Origin of the sequence: Enterobacter cloacae complex sp. IR5458 (assembly GCF_049238025.1) — a bacterium.
Lineage (GTDB): Bacteria > Pseudomonadota > Gammaproteobacteria > Enterobacterales > Enterobacteriaceae > Enterobacter > Enterobacter kobei.
Genome location: NZ_JBMKIF010000024.1, coordinates 13,407 through 31,728 on the forward strand (window position 1 = coordinate 13,407; position 18,322 = coordinate 31,728).

The window sequence follows — 18,322 nt, forward strand, 5'->3', positions numbered from 1 at the left end:
ACGTATGCGACCCGTCGATGGCGACGCAAACTCAGCGCGTTTTTCTCCATCCGGCTAGCCAGACAACAACCCCGCCAGCCATCAGCCAGGCGGGCATCATCTGCCAGTCCGGACGATTGATTAGCAGCAACGTACCGCTCAACAGCAGCGTTGCACCAATCCCAAAGAGATAGCGTGATTGTCCCTGGCGCACGCGACTGGACTGAAGCTCGCGGGCGATTTTATCCATGCTGTGCTGAAGGTTCTTGCTCTGACGCAAACTGTCGTAAACCAGTTCAGGAATTTCGGGCATTTTTTCAATCCAGAACGGGCCTTTCTCTTTCAATGAGCGCACCAGCGCTGGAAAACCTACCTGATCCTTAATCCAGGATTCCAGGAACGGTTTAGCCGTCTTCCACAAGTCTAACTGAGGATAGAGTTGGCGACCTACACCCTCAACGTAAAGTAATGTTTTCTGAAGTAAAACTAATTGCGGCTGAACTTCCATATTAAAGCGGCGAGCCGTATTAAACAGGTTTAACAGCACGTGCCCGAAGGAGATTTCTGCCAGCGGCTTTTCAAAAATCGGCTCGCAGACGGTACGAATAGCAAACTCAAACTCTTCGACGTTGGTGTCCGGCGGAACCCAGCCGGAGTCAACGTGCAGCTCAGCCACCTTACGGTAGTCACGGTTGAAGAACGCGATAAAGTTCTCGGCCAGATAACGCTTATCTTCTTTATTCAGCGACCCCACAATCCCGCAGTCGATACCGATATACTTCGGATCCTCAGGATGCTCGTAGCTCACAAAAATATTGCCCGGGTGCATATCCGCATGGAAAAAGCTGTCGCGGAACACCTGAGTAAAGAAGACCTGAACGCCACGTTCGGCCAGCAGCTTCATGTTCGTTCCCTGCTTCTCCAGCGCCGCCACATCCGAAACCGGAATACCGTAGATGCGCTCCATGACCATCATGTTCTGACTGCAGTAGTCTGAATAGACCTCAGGCACATAAAGCATCGGGCTGTTTTCAAAGTTACGACGCAGCTGAATGGCGTTTGCCGACTCGCGCAGCAGGTTAAGCTCATCAATCAGCGTTTTTTCGTATTCCCGCACCACTTCCATCGGACGCAGACGACGGCCATCAGGTAACAAACGTGGTACCCAGCGCGCCAGACGATAAATCAGCTTCATGTCAGCTTTGATGACCGGCAGGATATCCGGGCGGATCACCTTGATCACCACCTCTTTGCCGTTCTCTTTCAGACGCGCGGTATGCACCTGAGCAATAGACGCCGACGCCAGCGGGGCTATTTCGAAATCGTCAAACCAGGTTTCAACGGGAAGATTACCCATTGCCTCTTCGATCTGTTTCTTTGCCCTCACTCCGTCAAACGGGGCAACACGGTCCTGCAGCATTGCCAGTTCATCGGCAATATGAGGCGGGAAGAGATCGCGGCGGGTTGAGAGCATCTGTCCGAACTTAATCCATACCGGGCCAAGCTCCTGCAGCGCCAGACGCAGACGTTCACCCAGCGGCTGACCTTTATGACGATTAGGCATCCAGAACAACATCCGCCGCCAGATTCTAAGCGGCAGCGTGATACGCATTTTGGGGATAAGCTCATCGAGCCCGTAACTCAAAAAGGTGTGGACGATAAAATAGAGGCGCCGAATTTCACCAGGCGTCATTTGCCCTCCAGTTTTTCCAGCCGTTTGGTTAATGCATCAACCGCACGTTCAACAGCAGCGGTTTCTTCCGCAAACCATGCCACTTCCAGCGGACCGGGGGCCATGCGCCACTCTTCAGTCAGGACTTCTGCGGCATAGCGCTGCTGCCGTTGCAGATTTTTGCGCAAGAACGCCGTGCCGCCATGAATAGCTTTCCCGATCCCTTCAGCGGCGATGTCACCAATAAAAGGCGCGAGCAGTTCTGCCGGGTCAAACTCCGCCAGATCGCTGAGCGCAACGAAGTTTTGTACGACCTGGATGTCGCCCTCCACTTCCAGCTCACCGCTGCGGATAAGCGCCGTCAATTGCTGGCGATCGCGCAGTTTTGGCAGCACGCTCATATGGGTAATGACCGAGCAATCCGCCTCGCCTTCCCACTCACCCAGAACATCGAGCTGGCGTTCGCTGAAGACCAGCACGAGCGGCGTTGAGAACTCTTTTAATACAATGCGCAGGACCTTCCCGTTAAGTCGCTGACGTGCAGCTTTTAGCGCCGGCGCGCGATACAGGAAGGCATTGAGCACATTCTCGATGCCTGCGGTGACTAAGGGTTTAAAGGGCACGGGACACCTCCACTCAGAATTTGTAACCGCGATGCAGCGCAACGACACCCGCCGTCATGTTGAAGTATTCAACGTTCTCAAATTCCGCATCCTGCATCATGGCTTTTAGGGTGTCCTGATCCGGGTGCATGCGAATGGACTCCGCCAGATAGCGGTAGCTCTCCGCGTCGTTCGCCACCAGTTCACCGATACGCGGCAGCACGTGGAAGGAATAGGCGTCGTAGGCTTTGCTCAGCGGCTCAATGATCGGTTTAGAGAACTCGAGCACCAACAGACGTCCACCCGGCTTCAGTACACGGTACATGGAGCGCAGCGCTTTTTCTTTGTCAGTGACGTTACGCAGGCCGAAGGAGATCGTGATGCAGTCAAAGGTATTATCCGGGAATGGCAGCGCTTCGGCGTTTGCCTGCACGTATTCCACATTGCCCACCACGCCGATGTTACGCAACTTTTCGCGTCCCATTTTCAGCATGGAGTCATTAATATCGGCCAGAACAACGCGGCCAGTTTCACCCACCAGACGGGAAAACTTCGCCGTCAGATCGCCTGTTCCACCGGCTAAATCCAGCACGGTTTGTCCACGGCGCACACCGCTGCAGTCAATGGTGAAGCGTTTCCACAAGCGATGAATGCCGAACGACATCAAGTCATTCATCACATCGTACTTCGCCGCCACGGAATGAAATACGTGGGCCACCATGTCAGCTTTCTGCGCTTTGGCGACAGTCTGAAAGCCAAAGTGCGTCGTGTCTTGTGAATCGTCAACCATCTCAGAGCCTGCTAATCAGTCAAATGTTCGTGAAGTGTAACAGATTGGGCGCGTTTGCCCTACGATTCAACCGCCGTGATAGAAACGTGTCGGCGGCTCGTCAGACGATAAATCCGTCGTTAACTCGTTGTCTTCGCTGGGTGTCTTTTGTTCATCTGCGCCTTCACGCAGACGGAACTCTTCGTCTTGCGCCGTGGCCTGCTCCACCAGTTCCGGATTAATCTCGCGTTTGACCTCCACCCCCAGGCCGCGGAATGCTTCAGCCTGAGCAAGCAGGTTACCCCGCCCGGAGGCGAGTTTTTTCATCGCCTGACGGTAGTTATCCTGCGCACGGTCCAGGCTTTGCCCGACTGAGGACATATCGTCCACGAAGAGGCGCATTTTGTCGTACAGCTTGCTGGCACGCTCGGCAATCTTCTGTGCATTGCGGCTCTGGTGCTCATAGCGCCACAGGTTAGCAATGGTACGTAATGCCACCAGCAGGGTGGTGGGGCTCACCAGCATAATATTATTTTTGAGCGCTTCGGTGATCAGTTCGGGCTGTCTGTCGAGGGCCAGCAGGAACGCCGGTTCGACCGGAATAAACATCAGCACATAGTCCAGCGAGCGCAGCCCCGGAAGCTGCTGATAATCTTTTCTGCCCAGCAGTCGGATATGGTTACGCACGGAGGCAATATGCTCCTGCAGCGCCGACTCGCGCGTGTAGTCGTCTTCCGCATTAAAGTAACGCTCATACGCCACCAGCGTCATTTTGGCGTCGATCACCACATCTTTCCCCTGCGGCAGACGCACAATGACGTCTGGCTGCATCCGCGAGCGCGCATCGTTTTCGATACTCACCTGCGTATCGTATTCATACCCCTCGCGCAGGCCAGAGGCCTCCAGCACGCGGGTGAGCACCACTTCTCCCCAGTTACCCTGGGTTTTGTTATCCCCTTTTAGCGCCCGAGTGAGGTTGACCGCCTCCTGCGCCATTTGCGCATTCAACTGCTGAAGATTACGAATCTCGTGCGCCAGCGTGTGCCGCTCGCGGGCTTCCTGTCCAAAGCTGTCCTGCACCTGACGGCGAAAACCGTCCAGCTGTTCACGCAGCGGCGTCAGCAGGCTGTTCAGACTCTGGCGATTCTGTTCGTCAACGCGGCGGTTGCTGTGTTCGAAAATGCGGTTGGCGAGATTCTCAAACTGCTCGCTGAGGCGCTGCTCGCTGTTAATCATCTGACGGATTTTGTCTTCCGCATGCAGCTGCGTGGATTCGAGGCGGGTAGTCACTTCGCGGAGATCGGCCTCCAGCGACGTGTTGATATCACGCAGGTTGCGCAGTTCGTTATTGAGCAGCTCGCACTCGTCGCGCCAGTGGTCACTTAGCGCAAGCTGTTGCTTTACCGCGCTGAGCTCGGCGACGATCTCTTCGCGCTCCGCCAGCTGATCGGCCTTCTGCTGCGCATGCTGGTAGCTGGAAATCAGCCAGCCTATCGCAACGCCCGCCAGCGCAATCACCGCATAAATCAGGATTGAGATATCCACAATGCCCCCTGCATCAACGTATTACCCGCACAAAATAGAATTGTGCTGTATAAACGTCCAGTTTGAAAGGGTTTTCCTGCGAGGCGCTACGCAAAAAATAAAGGCCGAACGCGTCGGCCTTTGATTTGAGAAGAGAGGGCTAGATCAGACGACGAGCCGCTTCCACCACAATTTTCACCGCATGACTTTCGGTCTGCTTCATGGTTTCGGCGTTCGGGATCTCCTGCTGAGTACGGTTGACGATAACGCCCGCCACCATACCAGCACGCAGACCCTGGCTTGCACACATGGTCAGCAGCGTCGCGGATTCCATTTCGTAGTTCATTACGCCCATGGACTGCCACTCTTCCATTGAGCCTTTGAAACGGCTCACAACGCGGCCAGAGAAGGTGTCGTAGCGCTCCTGGCCCGGGTAGAAGGTGTCGGAAGAGGCGGTTACGCCAACGTGGGTGGTCGCGCCCACGGACTTCGCGGCTTCAACCAGCGCGGTGGTGCATTCGAAGTCAGCCACTGCCGGGAATTCCATAGGCGCAAAGTGCAGGCTTGCCCCGTCCAGACGAACGGATGCCGTCGTCACCAGTACGTCGCCCACGTTGATGTGCGGCTGAATCGCGCCGGTCGTGCCGATACGCAGGAAAGTACGAATGCCCAGCTGCGCCAGCTCTTCAACAGCAATAGAGGTAGACGGACCGCCGATACCGGTGGAGCACACAATCACCGCTTTGCCATCCAGCTCTGCACGCCAGGTGGTGAATTCACGATGGGCAGCCAGTTTGACCGGCTTATCCATCAGCGCGGCGATCTTTTCCACACGCTCAGGGTCACCAGGGACGATAGCGAGCGTAGCCCCTTGTAAATCATTTTTAGTGAGGCCGAGATGAAAAACATCAGACTTAGACATAGGTGACTCCTCTGTGGGTCGGTTAGTCAGAAGAAGTAAAACGGTACTTTACAGAAGCAGTAGGCATAATTTCGTGATGCATCTCACCATGAATGAAAATGATTGCAGTGAATTTCCATCAAAAAGTGATTTACATCACATTAACAAGTTATATCGTCAGGTGCTGCACAAAAGATAGACCGTTTAAGGCACTGTGAGTTGTTAACCTGGTGTCTATATTTACCTTTGCGCTAACTCATTGGTACGGAGAATGCCATGACTGAAAAAACCGGTTTTGCACCTGCTGCAGCCCCGCTTGCTTCAACCATCGTTTCAACCTCAGAAGAGGCCATTACGGCGGGAGAGACCTCCATTCCCTCTCAGGGGGAGAATATGCCTGCCTATCACGCACGACCAAAATCGGCAGACGGTCCGCTGCCCATCGTGATTGTGGTTCAGGAGATTTTTGGGGTTCATGAACATATTCGCGACCTCTGCCGTCGCCTGGCACTTGAAGGATATCTGGCCGTTGCGCCAGAACTCTACTTCCGTCAGGGCGATCCGAACGACTATAGCGATATTCCAACGCTGTTCAGCAATCTGGTCAGCAAAGTCCCGGACGCGCAGGTGCTGGCCGATCTCGACCACGTTGCCAGCTGGGCGGCGCGTAACGGCGGCGACCCGCACCGTCTGATGGTCACCGGCTTCTGCTGGGGCGGACGCATTAGCTGGCTGTATGCCGCACACAATCCGCAGCTCAAAGCGGCTGTCGCCTGGTATGGCAAACTGGTGGGCGAGAAAACGCTGAATTCGCCAAAACATCCGGTGGACATCGCCACTGAGCTCAATGCCCCGGTGCTGGGTCTGTATGGCGGCCAGGACACCGGTATTTCGCTTGATTCGGTAGAAACCATGCGCCATGCGCTACGGGCAGCCAATGCCAATGCGGAGATTGTGGTGTATCCGGATGCCGGACATGCGTTTAACGCAGATTACCGTCCGAGTTATCACGCGGAATCGGCGAAAGATGGCTGGCAGAGAATGCTGGCGTGGTTTAGCCAGTACGGCGGGAAGAAATAAACACTTCGCAGCCCCGGCGAAAGCCGGGGCTGCGTCAGGGCTTACTCCAGGCCCAGATGTTTCCACAGCTCGTCCATCGGCAGCGTGGCCAGGGCGATACGCTCATCCGCCGCACCATACCAGATATGCAACGTGTCATTACGCACCAGCGCCCCGCAGGTAAAGACGACGTTACCGAAAAAGCCTTCACGCTCATAGGGCGCGCTCGGCTCCAGCAGCGGTACGGAAGATTTGCCGATGAGGGTGAGCGGATCCTCAAGATCCAGAAGCAGAGCGCCCAGGCAATAACGCTGGCTAGCGTCAACGCCGTGATAAATCTCCAGCCAGCCGCGCGCGGTCTTGATCAGCGGCGCGCCGCCACCCGACTTCAGCGCATCCCATTCGTCTCCCGAGCGTCCCAGCAGATGCCGGTGGTTTCCCCAGTGCAGCATATCGGGCGATTCGCAGATCCAGATTTCCGGGTGGCCGAAATGGCAGGGCGCGGGCCGGGTAAGCGCCCGGAAGGATCCGCCAACCTTCTCCGGGAAGAAACAGACGTCGCGGTTATCAGGGCAGAAAATCAGCCCTTTCTTGTCGACGGAGATAAAATCAACGGTGGTCGCCAGCGCGGTGGAAATACCCAGCGATGACACGGCGGAGTAATTGATGTACCAGACATCGTCAATCAGGGTGATACGCGCATCTTCACAGCCAAATTCCTCATAGCGGCTGTCGGCGGTAATAAACGGCTGTTGATCGATGGTGAAATTTACACCGTCCTGGCTTCGCGCCAGGCGCAGGTGGGACATTGACGTCAGCCAGACCTGAGCCGGGTCGCTTTTCAGCACAATGGTACGCGGGTCGCTAAAATCATAGCGCGGGTCGTTGCGGTCGAACGTTTTTGTTGCCGCCAGCCAGCCGCCGGACTGCTGCACCAGAAGCGGAACGACGATCTTCTGTGGGTCATCATTTATCACGCTCTCGGCAACCCGAAGCAGCAGGATAATCTCCCCATGATACTCCGTTACACCGGCGTTAAAGACGCACTCCACTTTCCGTCCAGGCAGAGAAGGCGCCACGTCGCTGGGGGTGATCAACGGATTCTTACCGTGTCTGTTCATATACACTCCTTTTTATCAGAATTTGATTTTTGTCCAGCTGCTGCGCGTTTTGGCCGTACAGGACATCCGCTTCAATGGCCCACAATGGGTTTTGTACCGGCTGGCCAAAATTCACGGCCACCCAGACCTGTTCCTGCGCCGTTGTTCGGGTAAACCAGACGCACGCCTTATGGCGCTTCAGCAGGCTGCACTCCCCATGCTGTAGCGCCCCGATGGCGGCCCGAAGCGCAATGAAGGTCTGGTACTGACGCCACAACGAGCCGGGCGTCGATATCTGATGTTCGGCATTGAGCAAGGGATAGTCCTGGCTGACGGGCATCCACGGCGTGGATGTGGAAAAGCCCGCAAACGGTGCGTCGCACCAGAGGAAGGGGGCACGGGACCCATCCCGTGAATGTTCAATGGCCTGCGCCAGCGCGTCGGCGGCACTGCACCCCTGCCGCATGGCCGTGTCGTAGAAGGTTTTTCCCTGAATATCAAAAATCTGCCCGACCGTCTGAGGCACATAGTCGGGCATCCCCAACTCGTCACCCTGAAAAATAAACGGTACGCCGCGCACGGTCAGCTGTAGCGCCAGAACGGCCAACGCCCGGGCGGCGTCATGCGGGCCTTCACCAAAGCGGCTAATCATGCGCGGCATATCGTGGCTGGAAAAGAATAGCGTCGGCAGGCCAGACTGCAGCGCCAGCGTGGCGTTAATCTCGTCGCACAGGCGTGCCGCATCGAAGGTTTTCTGGCTGCCAATATTGAAGTTAAAGACCACGTCCATCAGCGACGGGGCCTGATAACGGGCCAGGGTCTCCCTCTCCTCGCTGCCGATTTCGCCGATCAGGAAAACATCCCCTTGCTGCCTGGCATGTTGGCATACGCGCTGCAACGTGCCGATGAGTCCCGGCTGGTTCACGTCATGCTCATGCTGCTGTACTCCCGCTTTCTCCGGATTGTCAGGCCCGATGCCGCGCGTGCTGAGGAAATTAATCACGTCGAAGCGGAAGCCATCCACGCCCTGTGCCTGCCAGAAATCAATGACCTGAAGCATTTCCTGCTCTACCGCGGGGTTCGCCCAGTTAAGATCGACCTGCTCAGGCGCGAATTTATGGTAGTAAAACTCGCCGGTGTCCGGCTCCGGGCTCCAGGCGCTGCCGGAAAAAAATGACTCCCAGTTGTTAGGGTGCGCGCTGAAAAGAAAATAGTCCCGATAGCGGCTTGCGGGATTATTCCAGGCATCCTGAAACCACGGATGCTGCGAAGAGACATGATTAAGCACCAGATCGATAATGACCCGGATCCCCTTTTCATGGCAGCGATGAACGACGTCGCGAAAATCGGTCAGCGTGCCGAATCGTGGGTCGACGGCGCAGTAATCACTAATGTCATACCCGTTATCCACCAGAGGAGAGGGGTAAAACGGCGTGATCCAGATGGCACCGATGCCTAACGCGCTCAGGTAATCCACTTTTGAGAGCAGGCCGGGGAAATCACCCAGCCCGTCACCGTTACCATCGCAAAACGACGGCAGATAAATTTGGTAGCAGGTACAGGCCTGCCACCAGGGTTGTTTGTTCACCGTACATTCCTTATTTCAGTGATAACGACATGCCCTGCAGGAAATATTTCCGGAACAGGATAAACAACACGATGACCGGCAGCATTTGCACCACGGCTCCCGCCATCACTGGCCCCAGATAAACGCCGTAGGATTTACTGAAGGTGGCCAGCAGCACCGAAAACGGCATTTTGTCGGCATCGCGCATGACAATCAGCGGCCAGAGGAAGTTGTCCCACGAGCTTGAGAAGGTAAATAGCGCCACGATCGCCAGAATGGACTTGTTCAGCGGCATCATGACGTGCCGCAGAATGGCCCACAGGCTGGCATGATCCAGACGCGCGGCGTACAGGTAATCGTTGGGCGTACCCTTGAAGCTCTGAGACACCATAAAGATCCCCCAGGCACTCATTGCATAAGGCAGGATCATGGCGCTGTAACGGTTGATCAGCCCGAGCTCACGCATCAGCACAAACTGTGGAATGATGAACATGAAAACCGGGAAAACCATCTGCACAATCAACAGATTACGGAAAGCGTTTTTGCCCCAGAATTCCGTTTTTGCCAGTGCATAGCCCACCAGCATGGAGGTGACGGTCACGCTCGCGGTCACGGTGACAGAGACGAAAAGCGAGTTAAACAGCGTGCGCAGAAACGGCTTATCGGCCCGGTTGCTGTTATCGAAAAGGAAAGTGTAATTTTCGAGCGTCAGCGTGCCCGAAAAGAGATCCGTGGTATAAATCTGTGCCGTAGGCTTCAGGGATGACACGACCATCCAGACAAACGGATAGAGCCAGCTTAACGCCAGAATAAACATCAGCGCATGAATTAGCAGGCTCAGGGGCGTGAGTTTTTTCATTCATACAATCTCAATGTGTTTTTCGAATAACCGACGAAATAGCCAGATCATCAGGAAACTGCAGGCAGCGACGATAATCGACATGGCAGCGGCCCAGGTAGGTTTCATATTTTGAAACGCGGCTTCGTACATGACCACCATGGGACTGGTGGTACTGTTTAGTGGCCCACCACCGGTAATTAAATAGGGCTCTGTAAAAATACTGAACGCCACCGTAATAGCCAGCACCATCACCATCACAATTTGCGGATTCATCATCGGCAGCGTTATTGCCCAGCCTTTCTGAAAACGCCCGGTTTTATCGAGAATAGCCGCACTATAAATATCCGATGGAATAGCCTGCATGCCGGAATAGAGAATTAATCCGTAATAACCGACAAATTTCCAGGTCACGATAAGCGCAATGGATAGCATGGCGCAGTCAGGGTTGGTAAACCACGGCACGGAAATCCCAAACCACGCAGACAATAAGCGGTTAACCGGGCCGTACTCATTAAAGAGACGGGAAAAGACAATTGAGTACGCCACCCCTGACGAGATATTTGCCAGTAAAAAACTCAGGGCGATAAACCCCCGGCCGTAGTTAATTCTGCGTAATCCGGCAGCAAAAAGCAGCGCGGTAATAAACACGATCGGGACATACCACATTAAAAAGCGGCAAATGTTCCACATGGATGTCCAGAATAACGCATCGTGCAGTACGCCAATAATGTTCTGCAAACCGGTAAATTGCGGTGCGCCGATAAACTGCCAGCGGGTCACGCTCAGCACCATCAGCCAGGCAAGCGGGTAGAACCAAAATAGCAGCGAATAGCCAATCCAGGTGGAGGCCAGCAGGCCTCCGGTTCGGGATTCATATCCAGCCATCATGCCCCCTACTGGCCCGTGAGGGCGCTGATTTCCTGCTGAGATTGTTTCAGCGCGTCGGCAGGCGTACTGGTTTTGAATATCACGCGCTCAAGCATCTGCGTCATGCTGCGCTGTACTTCTGTCGTCTGGTTTGTTGCTGCAGGAGGAAGCGCGACGTCCACCCACGAGGCGATTTGTTTCTCTAGCGGATTTTGTTTGAAGTAACTGACAAAGATCGGATTACTCATTAAATCCGCGCGGGCGGGCGGCATCCCTGTCAACTCAAGCCACAGCCGGTCATGATCAGGGTTACTGAAGACCCACTGCATAAACTGCCAGGCCTGCGCCTTTCGCTTACTGGAACTGAAGATCACCAGACCTTTGCTGTCGCCGAACGTATAGGGGTGTTCAATGCCCGTCTCGGTCAGCATCGGACCGATCTGAATCGTTTTTAATATGTCCGGATACTGCTTGCGATAGCGGGCTAAATCCCACGGTCCGCGCGCTGAGGCGATAACCTGCCCCGTTGCGAGCGGATCCTCGGCAGAGGTGAAGTCGTAGCTGCTCCACTTATTGTTAAAAACGTTGCCCATGAAGGTCAGCACGGCCTCGCCAGCAGGCGTGGTCAGCGCAGGTTTTTTGTCGACCAGATACGGCTTGCCGTGGCTCTGGGCGTAGAACAGCGGAATGAAGTCGAACCAGCGTTCCCACCAGTTTTTACCTGCCGTAAGCTGTATCACATAGCCGTGATTATCCGCCGCCCGACGCTTCGCCAGCGCGTAAAGTTCATCGTAGCTAACCGGTACCCGATCAAAACCGTATTGCTTCAGTAAATCGCCGCGCCACCACCAGACAATCGGGTTGATATATACCGGCAGTACCGTTTGTTTGCCGTTTAATTCCCAGGCTGACAGCAGAGAAGCCATTTGCCGTTTCTGAATCGTTTCCTGAAAACCCGGCATTCTGGAGAGATCTTCTATCTGCCCGACATCAACAAGCTGGCTGGCAAAACCGATAAATATATTGGTTGAAATATCCGGTTCAGTCCCTGATGCCAGCGCGTTCATTATCGCTTCTTCTGAACTGTTTGCGGCAGGAATAGCGGTAAATTCGACGGGCATATGGGCAGGGTCTTTATTCCATTCCGCCACTATTTTACTCCAGAAGGCTTCTTCATTGACGGTGGGTGTGACCCACATTTTGATTGTTTCACGCGCCCCGGATTGTGTCTCTTTTTTATCATCAGGCCCGCAACCGGTAAGAAAAAAGAGGAATATTACCGATGCTATTAATTTTGCTGCTTCTGCAACTCTCACGTTATATCTCCCTGATGTCGATAAGTGTTAATCGCTCACTGCTGCACTCTGTGAATGGTGCGTAAGCTAACACCCCTTTTTTATGTTTAACGTTAAACAAATCACAAAACTATTTATATTTAACGATAAACTCAGCCGCTATTATTTATTTAATTACGCCTCATAAATAATTTACGTGAATATAAAATGCCTAATTCATTTAGCAAAAGAAAGAATAAAAACGTGACGATTAAATCGCTGGCAGCGGAGATGGGTATTTCACATACCACGGTATCTAACGCGTGGAATAATCCCGAAAAGCTGTCTGCTGAATTACGTGAAAAGATACTTGGGTACGCCCGTCAGGTTGGATTTCAGGGGCCGGATAAACTCGCCCGGGCTTTACGCACCGGAAAATCCGGGGCCATAGGCGTCATTTTTAACGATGCCATGAGCTATGTTTTTATCGATCCGCATGACGTCAGCCTGATGCGCGGCGTCGCGACCCGCTGCGAAGACCGTAATATTAATCTGGTGCTGATACCGCTTCAAAAAGGGCCTTCATCGCTCACTACCCTGGTGGACGGGTATATTCTCAACGCCACGCATAACAGCGCCGCCATTATTCAACAAACCCTGGCCCGCAATCTGCCTGTGGTGACGCTCGATTTTCAGCTTCCGCAGTTCAGCAGCGTGTCGGTGGATAACACACGCGCCATGCGTGATATCACCCACTACCTGATACAAAAGGGTCATCGCCATTTCGGCATTATTGCCTTCCCGTCTCACCCGAACGCGCGCGGGATGCGGCCTCTGACGCACCGCGTGACGGGGGATAACCAACTCATGCTGACCCGCGTGAATGCCTGCCGCGACGCGTTTCAAGAGCACGGTATTAGGCTCAGTGACTGCTGGCTGTGTGAAACCCATCACGATGAGCCACACGGCGAACGGGCAGCGGAAGCATTGCTGACGGCACACCCTGAGATCACGGCGCTGATCTGCTTATCCGATCGTTTTGCCATCGGCGCGGTGAATTATTGCCAGCGACAGCGTCTTGCTATACCTGGCCGGGTCGCCATTACCGGATTCGACAATACCGCCCGGCAGTATAACGGGCCTGGACTTACCACCATCGCGCAGGATGCCGAACGTAAAGGTGAAATCGCGGTTGATCTGCTTCTGAACAATGGCCCCGTCACCCACGTTGCGCTGGAACACCGGCTTATCGAGCGTGATACGGCATGAGATTACCCTGCTTAAGATAAGAGTGAACTATGGATGAACTAACGTGCTTTAAAACCTATGACATTCGTGGCGAAGTTGACGTCAATCTCACCCCTGACATTGCGCGTCGCATCGGAAGGGCGTACGCCGTCTGGCTGCATCCCCGGCGCGTGGTAGTAGGCGCTGATGTCCGCCTCAGCTCGGAGGCGCTAAAAACGGCCCTGATCGACGGGCTTACCGCAGGCGGCGTCGATGTTATCGACCTGGGCATGACCGGTACGGAAGAGGTCTATTTCGCCACCCGGGAATTGCGGGCAGACGGAGGGATCCAGGTGACGGCGAGCCACAATCCCGCCCATTACAACGGCTTTAAGCTGGTTGGCCTTGAGGCGCGCCCGATCAGTAATGACAACGGTCTGCTGGAGATCAAAGCACTGGCAGAACAGAACCGCTTTCCACCCTGCGTGCGTCGTGGGGGCATTTTTCCCTTCGACAATCGCCCGGCCTGGGTGAACGCTCTGCTGCGATTTATCACTACGTCCCCAACGCGAACGTTACGCCTGGTGGTCAACGCCGGGCACGGCACCGCAGGTCCGGCGCTAGATGCGCTTGATGAGGGCTTAAAGCGTGCCGGTGTACCGGTCGATTTTATCCGTATTCATCACCAGCCAGATGGCCGCTTTCCCGCTGGCGTACCTAACCCGATGCTGCCTGAAAACCGGCAAAGCACCCGACTGGCCGTCATCGAACATCACGCCGATGCTGGCATCGCCTGGGATGGCGATTTCGATCGTTGCTTTTTCTTCGACGAGCGCGGGGATTACGTTGAGAACTATTATCTCGTGGGGCTGTTTGCCGAACATTTTCTGCGACGCTATCCCAGCAGCCGCATCATTCTTGATCCCCGCTTAATCTGGAACACGCTCGACACGGTCGCCCGTTGCGGCGGTAGCGCAATCGTGAGTAAAACCGGGCATGCCTTCCTGAAAGCCCGGATGCGAAGGGAAAATGCCATTTACGGCGGCGAGATGAGTGGCCATCACTATTTTCGCGATTTTGGCTACTGCGATAGCGGCATGATCCCGCTGATCCTGATGCTCCAGATCCTGGGCGCAGACGCGCAGCCACTCTCTCATCTTATGCGTCACGCACAGGCCCGCTATCCGGTGTCTGGCGAAATCAGCCTGACGGTCAACGAGCCCGCTGCACTCCTCAATGACGTCGCCGCGCACTATGCCCCGGTCGCATGCGAACGCGACAACTGCGACGGCCTGAGCCTGTCCTTCGCAGACTGGCGTTTTAACCTCCGCGCCTCCAATACCGAGCCGCTGGTTCGCCTTAATGTTGAAGCGCGGGGAGATACCGCTCTGCTTGTCCATAAAACTCATGAAGTGCTGATGCTGATTTCTGCCCTGCAAGGGGCTCAGGAGACATTATGACCGCCCTTTCATTACGACATATTCATAAAAAGTACGATAAAAACGTCATCGTGGCGGATCTGTCACTGGAGATAGCATCAGGAGAATTTATCGTTCTTGTGGGCCCCTCCGGGTGCGGGAAATCGACGCTGCTGCGCATGATCGCGGGATTAGAGGCGCCAGACAGTGGCATGCTGATGATGGGCAATGAGGATGTCACCCACCTGGCGGCGGGCAAGCGGAGCTTATCGATGGTTTTCCAGTCCTACGCACTTTATCCGCATATGACCGTACGGGAGAACCTCGCCTTTGGCTTACGCAATATCCGCACCCCGGAGGCCGACATTGCGCAGCGCATCACCCATGCCGCCAACATGCTCAGGCTGGACGAGCTGCTCGGCAGGCTTCCGCAACACCTCTCCGGCGGCCAGCGCCAGCGCGTGGCGATAGGTCGTTCTATTGTCCAGCAGCCCGCGCTGTTCCTGTTTGACGAACCCCTTTCCAACCTTGACGCCGCTCTGCGGGTTGAAATGCGCCAGGAGATCCAGCAACTCCATAATACCCTGAAAAACACCATGATTTACGTCACGCACGATCAGGTCGAGGCGATGACGCTGGCCGACCGTATCGTGGTGATGTGTAAAGGCAATATTGAGCAAACGGGTACGCCGCTTGAACTGTACAACACCCCGGCGAACCGCTTCGTGGCCGAATTCATCGGTACGCCAAAAATCAATATGTTACCCGCCGTCTGGCAGCAGGGGGCATTGCATATCGACCCTGATACCGTCTTCCCGCTTTCGCGTCAGCCCGCAGACATTCAGGAGGGGGAATCGGTATTTGTCGCGATCCGCCCTGAACACCTGGGTTATCAGCAGCCGGGGGATTTTAGCCTGAGCGGGAAAACGCGGTTATGCGAACTGCAGGGAGATTCAACCCTGGTGTGGCTGGACGTGGCAGGGCATGCCGTGTGCCTGAAATCCTTCCAGCAACTGAGTCTGCCTGCACAGCAACGTATCACGCTGACCGTGCAGGAGGCTCATCTGCATCTCTTTGACGCGGCAGGCAAGCGGATTGCAATGACGGAAAATGCCGCCTGAGTAGAGTATCAGGCGGCGGGAAATGCGCAGACTTACCCCTGACGCAAATTCTGCGCTGCCTTCACCATGTTGGCGAGCGCTGCGCGGGTTTCCGGCCAGCCGCGGGTTTTCAGGCCGCAGTCCGGGTTCACCCACAGGCGCTCTGCCGGAATACGCTGAGCGGCTTTTTTCAGCAGGGCTTCAATCCACTCCACGCTCGGCACGTTCGGGGAGTGAATGTCGTACACCCCCGGTCCGATTTCGTTTGGATAGTCGAACTCTTCAAACGACTCGAGCAGCTCCATATCTGAACGCGAGGTCTCGATGGTGATCACGTCGGCATCCAGCGCGGCAATGGAATCCATAATGTCGTTAAATTCGCAGTAACACATATGGGTGTGGATCTGCGTGTCGTCCTTCGCCACCGCCGCATTGATGCGGAAGGCTTCCACGCCCCACTTCAGATAGTCATCCCAGTCGCTGCGGCGCAGCGGCAAACCTTCTCGTAACGCCGGTTCGTCAATCTGGATAATGCCAATGCCAGCGGCTTCCAGATCCGCCACCTCATCACGCAGCGCCAGCGCGATTTGCTTCGCAATGGTTTCACGGGTCACGTCTTCACGCGGGAACGACCAGCACAGAATGGTCACCGGCCCGGTCAGCATGCCTTTTACCGGCTTGTCGGTCAGAGACTGAGCATACTTCGCCCACGCAACCGTAATCGCTTCCGGGCGGCTGACGTCACCGATCACCACCGGTGGCTTCACGCAGCGGGAACCGTAGCTCTGCACCCAGCCATTCTGGGTAAACACGAAGCCGTCCAGGTGTTCACCAAAGTATTCGACCATGTCGTTACGCTCGGCTTCACCGTGCACCAGCACGTCCAGACCTAAACGCTCCTGCTCGATGATCGCCTGCCTGATGTGCTCAGCAATGCCGGTACGGTAGTGATTCGCATCCAGATTGCCCTTTTTGAAGTCGAGACGCAGGCCGCGGATCTCGGTCGTTTGTGGGAATGAACCGATCGTCGTGGTTGGCCATGCGGGCAGGTTGAAGCGGGCGCGCTGGGCTTCGGCACGGACTTCATACGGACTCTGGCGCTGGCTGTCCTGAGCGGTGATGGCCGCCAGACGTTTTTCCACTGCCGGATTATGCACGCGTGCCGAATGACGGCGCGCCTGAATCGGGGCGCTCCATTCGGTAATCGCCGCCGTGTCACCGCTGTTCAGCGCGTCGCGCAGCAGCGCCAGTTCTTCACATTTTTGCAGGGCGAAGGCAAACCAGCTTTTCACTTCCGGGTCAAGACGGGTCTCCACGCTCAGATCGATCGGGCTGTGCAGCAGTGAACATGATGAGGCCACCCACAGCTCACGTTTACCAACAATATCTTTAATTTGAGCATATTTTTCGGTGAGATCGGCACGCCAGACGTTACGACCGTTTACCAGCCCCGCTGAGAGCAGCCAGTCTGCGGGCAGACGTTTGTGCAGGTCCTTCACGTCATCTTTGCCGTGAACCAGGTCAACATGCAGGCCCTGAACCGGCAGCGCGGCAATCGTGCTCAGGTTAGGCGTCACGCCCTCGAAATAGGTGGTCAGCAACAGCTTCACCTGCCCGGTAAGCGCGTCATACGCCGGTTTGAAGGCATCGAGCCAAACCTGGGGCAGTTCAAGCACCAAAGCAGGTTCGTCAATTTGCACCCACTGAATGCCGCGTTTACCCAGCTCAATCAGTACCTGTTTGTAGACGGGCAGAATGTCCTTCAGCAGGCTGAGGCGGTCAAACGGCTCGCCTTTGACTTTGCCCAGCCACAGGTAGGTTACCGGTCCGAGCAGCACCGGTTTCACCTGGTGGCCCAGCGCCAGCGCTTCGTCGACTTCGTCCAGAAGCTGTATCCAGGTCAGTTTGAACTGCTGACCTTTTACGAACTCCGGCACCATATAGTGATAGTTGGTGTTAAACCACTTGGTCATTTCCGCCGCTGCCGCGGGTTCACCCGTTGGCGCACGACCACGGCCGATGCGGAACAGGGTATCGATATCTACCGATCCATCTTTGTTCTGATGACGAGCCGGCACGTTGCCCAGTAGCAGGCTGGTCGTCAGAACATGGTCGTACCAGGCGAAATCGCCCACCGGCAGCAGGTCAATGCCCGCCTGCTTTTGCTGATCCCAGTGACGGGCGCGCAGCTCGCGCCCCACGGTCAGTAGTTCTTCACGGGTAGCGTTACCCGCCCAGTAGCTTTCTTGCGCTTTTTTCAGCTCGCGACGCAGGCCAACGCGAGGGAAACCGAGAGTGTGATTGCGGATTGTCATGTTATGCCCCTTGTGAATTTCGCTATTTAGACGTCCAGATGTTTACACATCTATAATTGGCAGGTACTGTATATTCCTCAAGCGCAAAATGTTCATGGCGAAGTGAA

General features: G+C 55.3%; 15 protein-coding genes. 4 read left to right on the forward strand and 11 right to left on the reverse strand.

Features of this window, described 5'->3' with window-relative positions; all coding sequences use genetic code 11:
• Window positions 1-31: 31 nt before the first annotated feature.
• The 5 genes from ubiB to udp all read right to left on the reverse strand — a co-directional run bounded on the left by ubiB (window position 32) and on the right by udp (window position 5,468).
• Window positions 32-1,672, reverse strand: a complete 1,641-nt coding sequence (gene ubiB, locus ACOTYN_RS18425) for a ubiquinone biosynthesis regulatory protein kinase UbiB (RefSeq protein WP_014885621.1) — start codon at window positions 1,670-1,672, stop codon at window positions 32-34.
• On the reverse strand, window positions 1,669-2,274 hold the full coding sequence (gene ubiJ / locus ACOTYN_RS18430) for a ubiquinone biosynthesis protein UbiJ (RefSeq protein ID WP_014885622.1): 606 nt from the start codon (window positions 2,272-2,274) through the stop codon (window positions 1,669-1,671). The genes ubiB and ubiJ overlap by 4 nt, the downstream gene beginning before the upstream one ends.
• A gap of 13 nt (window positions 2,275-2,287) precedes the next feature.
• On the reverse strand, window positions 2,288-3,043 hold the full coding sequence (ubiE, locus tag ACOTYN_RS18435; protein WP_014885623.1) for a bifunctional demethylmenaquinone methyltransferase/2-methoxy-6-polyprenyl-1,4-benzoquinol methylase UbiE: 756 nt from the start codon (window positions 3,041-3,043) through the stop codon (window positions 2,288-2,290).
• Between the two features lie 66 nt (window positions 3,044-3,109).
• Window positions 3,110-4,567 carry a DNA recombination protein RmuC gene (gene rmuC / locus ACOTYN_RS18440; RefSeq protein WP_071922804.1) on the reverse strand — a complete coding sequence of 486 codons (1,458 nt, stop codon included), beginning with the start codon at window positions 4,565-4,567 and terminating at the stop codon, window positions 3,110-3,112.
• A gap of 139 nt (window positions 4,568-4,706) precedes the next feature.
• On the reverse strand, window positions 4,707-5,468 hold the full coding sequence (udp, locus tag ACOTYN_RS18445) for a uridine phosphorylase (RefSeq protein WP_003860792.1): 762 nt from the start codon (window positions 5,466-5,468) through the stop codon (window positions 4,707-4,709).
• 255 nt (window positions 5,469-5,723) lie between these two features.
• On the opposite strand from udp, the gene ACOTYN_RS18450 reads away from it, so the two are divergent.
• On the forward strand, window positions 5,724-6,527 hold the full coding sequence (locus tag ACOTYN_RS18450) for a dienelactone hydrolase family protein (protein ID WP_047626220.1): 804 nt from the start codon (window positions 5,724-5,726) through the stop codon (window positions 6,525-6,527).
• 41 nt (window positions 6,528-6,568) lie between these two features.
• On the opposite strand, the gene ACOTYN_RS18455 is transcribed toward ACOTYN_RS18450, so the two are convergent.
• Genes ACOTYN_RS18455 through ACOTYN_RS18475 form a run of 5 tightly spaced genes read right to left on the reverse strand, consistent with a single transcriptional unit; the run spans window position 6,569 to window position 12,197 of the window.
• Window positions 6,569-7,627, reverse strand: a complete 1,059-nt coding sequence (locus tag ACOTYN_RS18455) for a glycoside hydrolase family 130 protein (protein WP_071922803.1) — start codon at window positions 7,625-7,627, stop codon at window positions 6,569-6,571.
• Window positions 7,611-9,194, reverse strand: a complete 1,584-nt coding sequence (locus ACOTYN_RS18460) for an alpha-amylase family glycosyl hydrolase (protein WP_045281884.1) — start codon at window positions 9,192-9,194, stop codon at window positions 7,611-7,613. The genes ACOTYN_RS18455 and ACOTYN_RS18460 overlap by 17 nt, the downstream gene beginning before the upstream one ends.
• A gap of 10 nt (window positions 9,195-9,204) precedes the next feature.
• A complete protein-coding gene (locus ACOTYN_RS18465; RefSeq protein ID WP_014885628.1) occupies window positions 9,205-10,032 on the reverse strand; it encodes a carbohydrate ABC transporter permease in 828 nt (275 codons plus the stop codon).
• Window positions 10,033-10,899, reverse strand: a complete 867-nt coding sequence (locus ACOTYN_RS18470; RefSeq protein ID WP_081367696.1) for a carbohydrate ABC transporter permease — start codon at window positions 10,897-10,899, stop codon at window positions 10,033-10,035. It lies immediately after the preceding gene.
• A gap of 8 nt (window positions 10,900-10,907) precedes the next feature.
• Window positions 10,908-12,197 carry an ABC transporter substrate-binding protein gene (locus ACOTYN_RS18475; protein ID WP_071922801.1) on the reverse strand — a complete coding sequence of 430 codons (1,290 nt, stop codon included), beginning with the start codon at window positions 12,195-12,197 and terminating at the stop codon, window positions 10,908-10,910.
• A gap of 186 nt (window positions 12,198-12,383) precedes the next feature.
• On the opposite strand from ACOTYN_RS18475, the gene ACOTYN_RS18480 reads away from it, so the two are divergent.
• Genes ACOTYN_RS18480 through ACOTYN_RS18490 form a run of 3 tightly spaced genes read left to right on the forward strand, consistent with a single transcriptional unit; the run spans window position 12,384 to window position 15,921 of the window.
• A complete protein-coding gene (locus ACOTYN_RS18480) occupies window positions 12,384-13,424 on the forward strand; it encodes a LacI family DNA-binding transcriptional regulator (RefSeq protein ID WP_045281886.1) in 1,041 nt (346 codons plus the stop codon).
• A 29-nt stretch (window positions 13,425-13,453) separates the two neighbouring features.
• Entirely contained in the window at window positions 13,454-14,842 is a 1,389-nt protein-coding gene (locus tag ACOTYN_RS18485; protein ID WP_332958443.1) for a phosphomannomutase CpsG, read from the forward strand.
• Complete coding sequence (locus tag ACOTYN_RS18490) at window positions 14,839-15,921, forward strand: ABC transporter ATP-binding protein (protein WP_071922799.1); 1,083 nt, start codon at window positions 14,839-14,841, stop codon at window positions 15,919-15,921. The genes ACOTYN_RS18485 and ACOTYN_RS18490 overlap by 4 nt, the downstream gene beginning before the upstream one ends.
• A gap of 32 nt (window positions 15,922-15,953) precedes the next feature.
• Here ACOTYN_RS18490 and metE read toward each other — a convergent pair whose 3' ends face one another.
• Window positions 15,954-18,215, reverse strand: a complete 2,262-nt coding sequence (gene metE, locus ACOTYN_RS18495; RefSeq protein WP_071922798.1) for a 5-methyltetrahydropteroyltriglutamate--homocysteine S-methyltransferase — start codon at window positions 18,213-18,215, stop codon at window positions 15,954-15,956.
• Between the last annotated feature and the right edge of the window lie 107 nt (window positions 18,216-18,322).

Coding starts and splice junctions, on each gene's coding strand:
- ACOTYN_RS18450 (WP_047626220.1), top strand. CDS start 5,724: ATGACTGAAAAAACCGGTTTTGCACCTGCTGCAGCCCCGCTTGCTTCA.
- udp (WP_003860792.1), bottom strand. CDS start 5,468: ATGTCTAAGTCTGATGTTTTTCATCTCGGCCTCACTAAAAATGATTTA.
- ACOTYN_RS18485 (WP_332958443.1), top strand. CDS start 13,454: ATGGATGAACTAACGTGCTTTAAAACCTATGACATTCGTGGCGAAGTT.
- ACOTYN_RS18470 (WP_081367696.1), bottom strand. CDS start 10,899: ATGGCTGGATATGAATCCCGAACCGGAGGCCTGCTGGCCTCCACCTGG.
- ACOTYN_RS18465 (WP_014885628.1), bottom strand. CDS start 10,032: ATGAAAAAACTCACGCCCCTGAGCCTGCTAATTCATGCGCTGATGTTT.
- ACOTYN_RS18480 (WP_045281886.1), top strand. CDS start 12,384: ATGCCTAATTCATTTAGCAAAAGAAAGAATAAAAACGTGACGATTAAA.
- metE (WP_071922798.1), bottom strand. CDS start 18,215: ATGACAATCCGCAATCACACTCTCGGTTTCCCTCGCGTTGGCCTGCGT.
- ubiE (WP_014885623.1), bottom strand. CDS start 3,043: ATGGTTGACGATTCACAAGACACGACGCACTTTGGCTTTCAGACTGTC.
- ACOTYN_RS18490 (WP_071922799.1), top strand. CDS start 14,839: ATGACCGCCCTTTCATTACGACATATTCATAAAAAGTACGATAAAAAC.
- ACOTYN_RS18455 (WP_071922803.1), bottom strand. CDS start 7,627: ATGAACAGACACGGTAAGAATCCGTTGATCACCCCCAGCGACGTGGCG.
- ubiB (WP_014885621.1), bottom strand. CDS start 1,672: ATGACGCCTGGTGAAATTCGGCGCCTCTATTTTATCGTCCACACCTTT.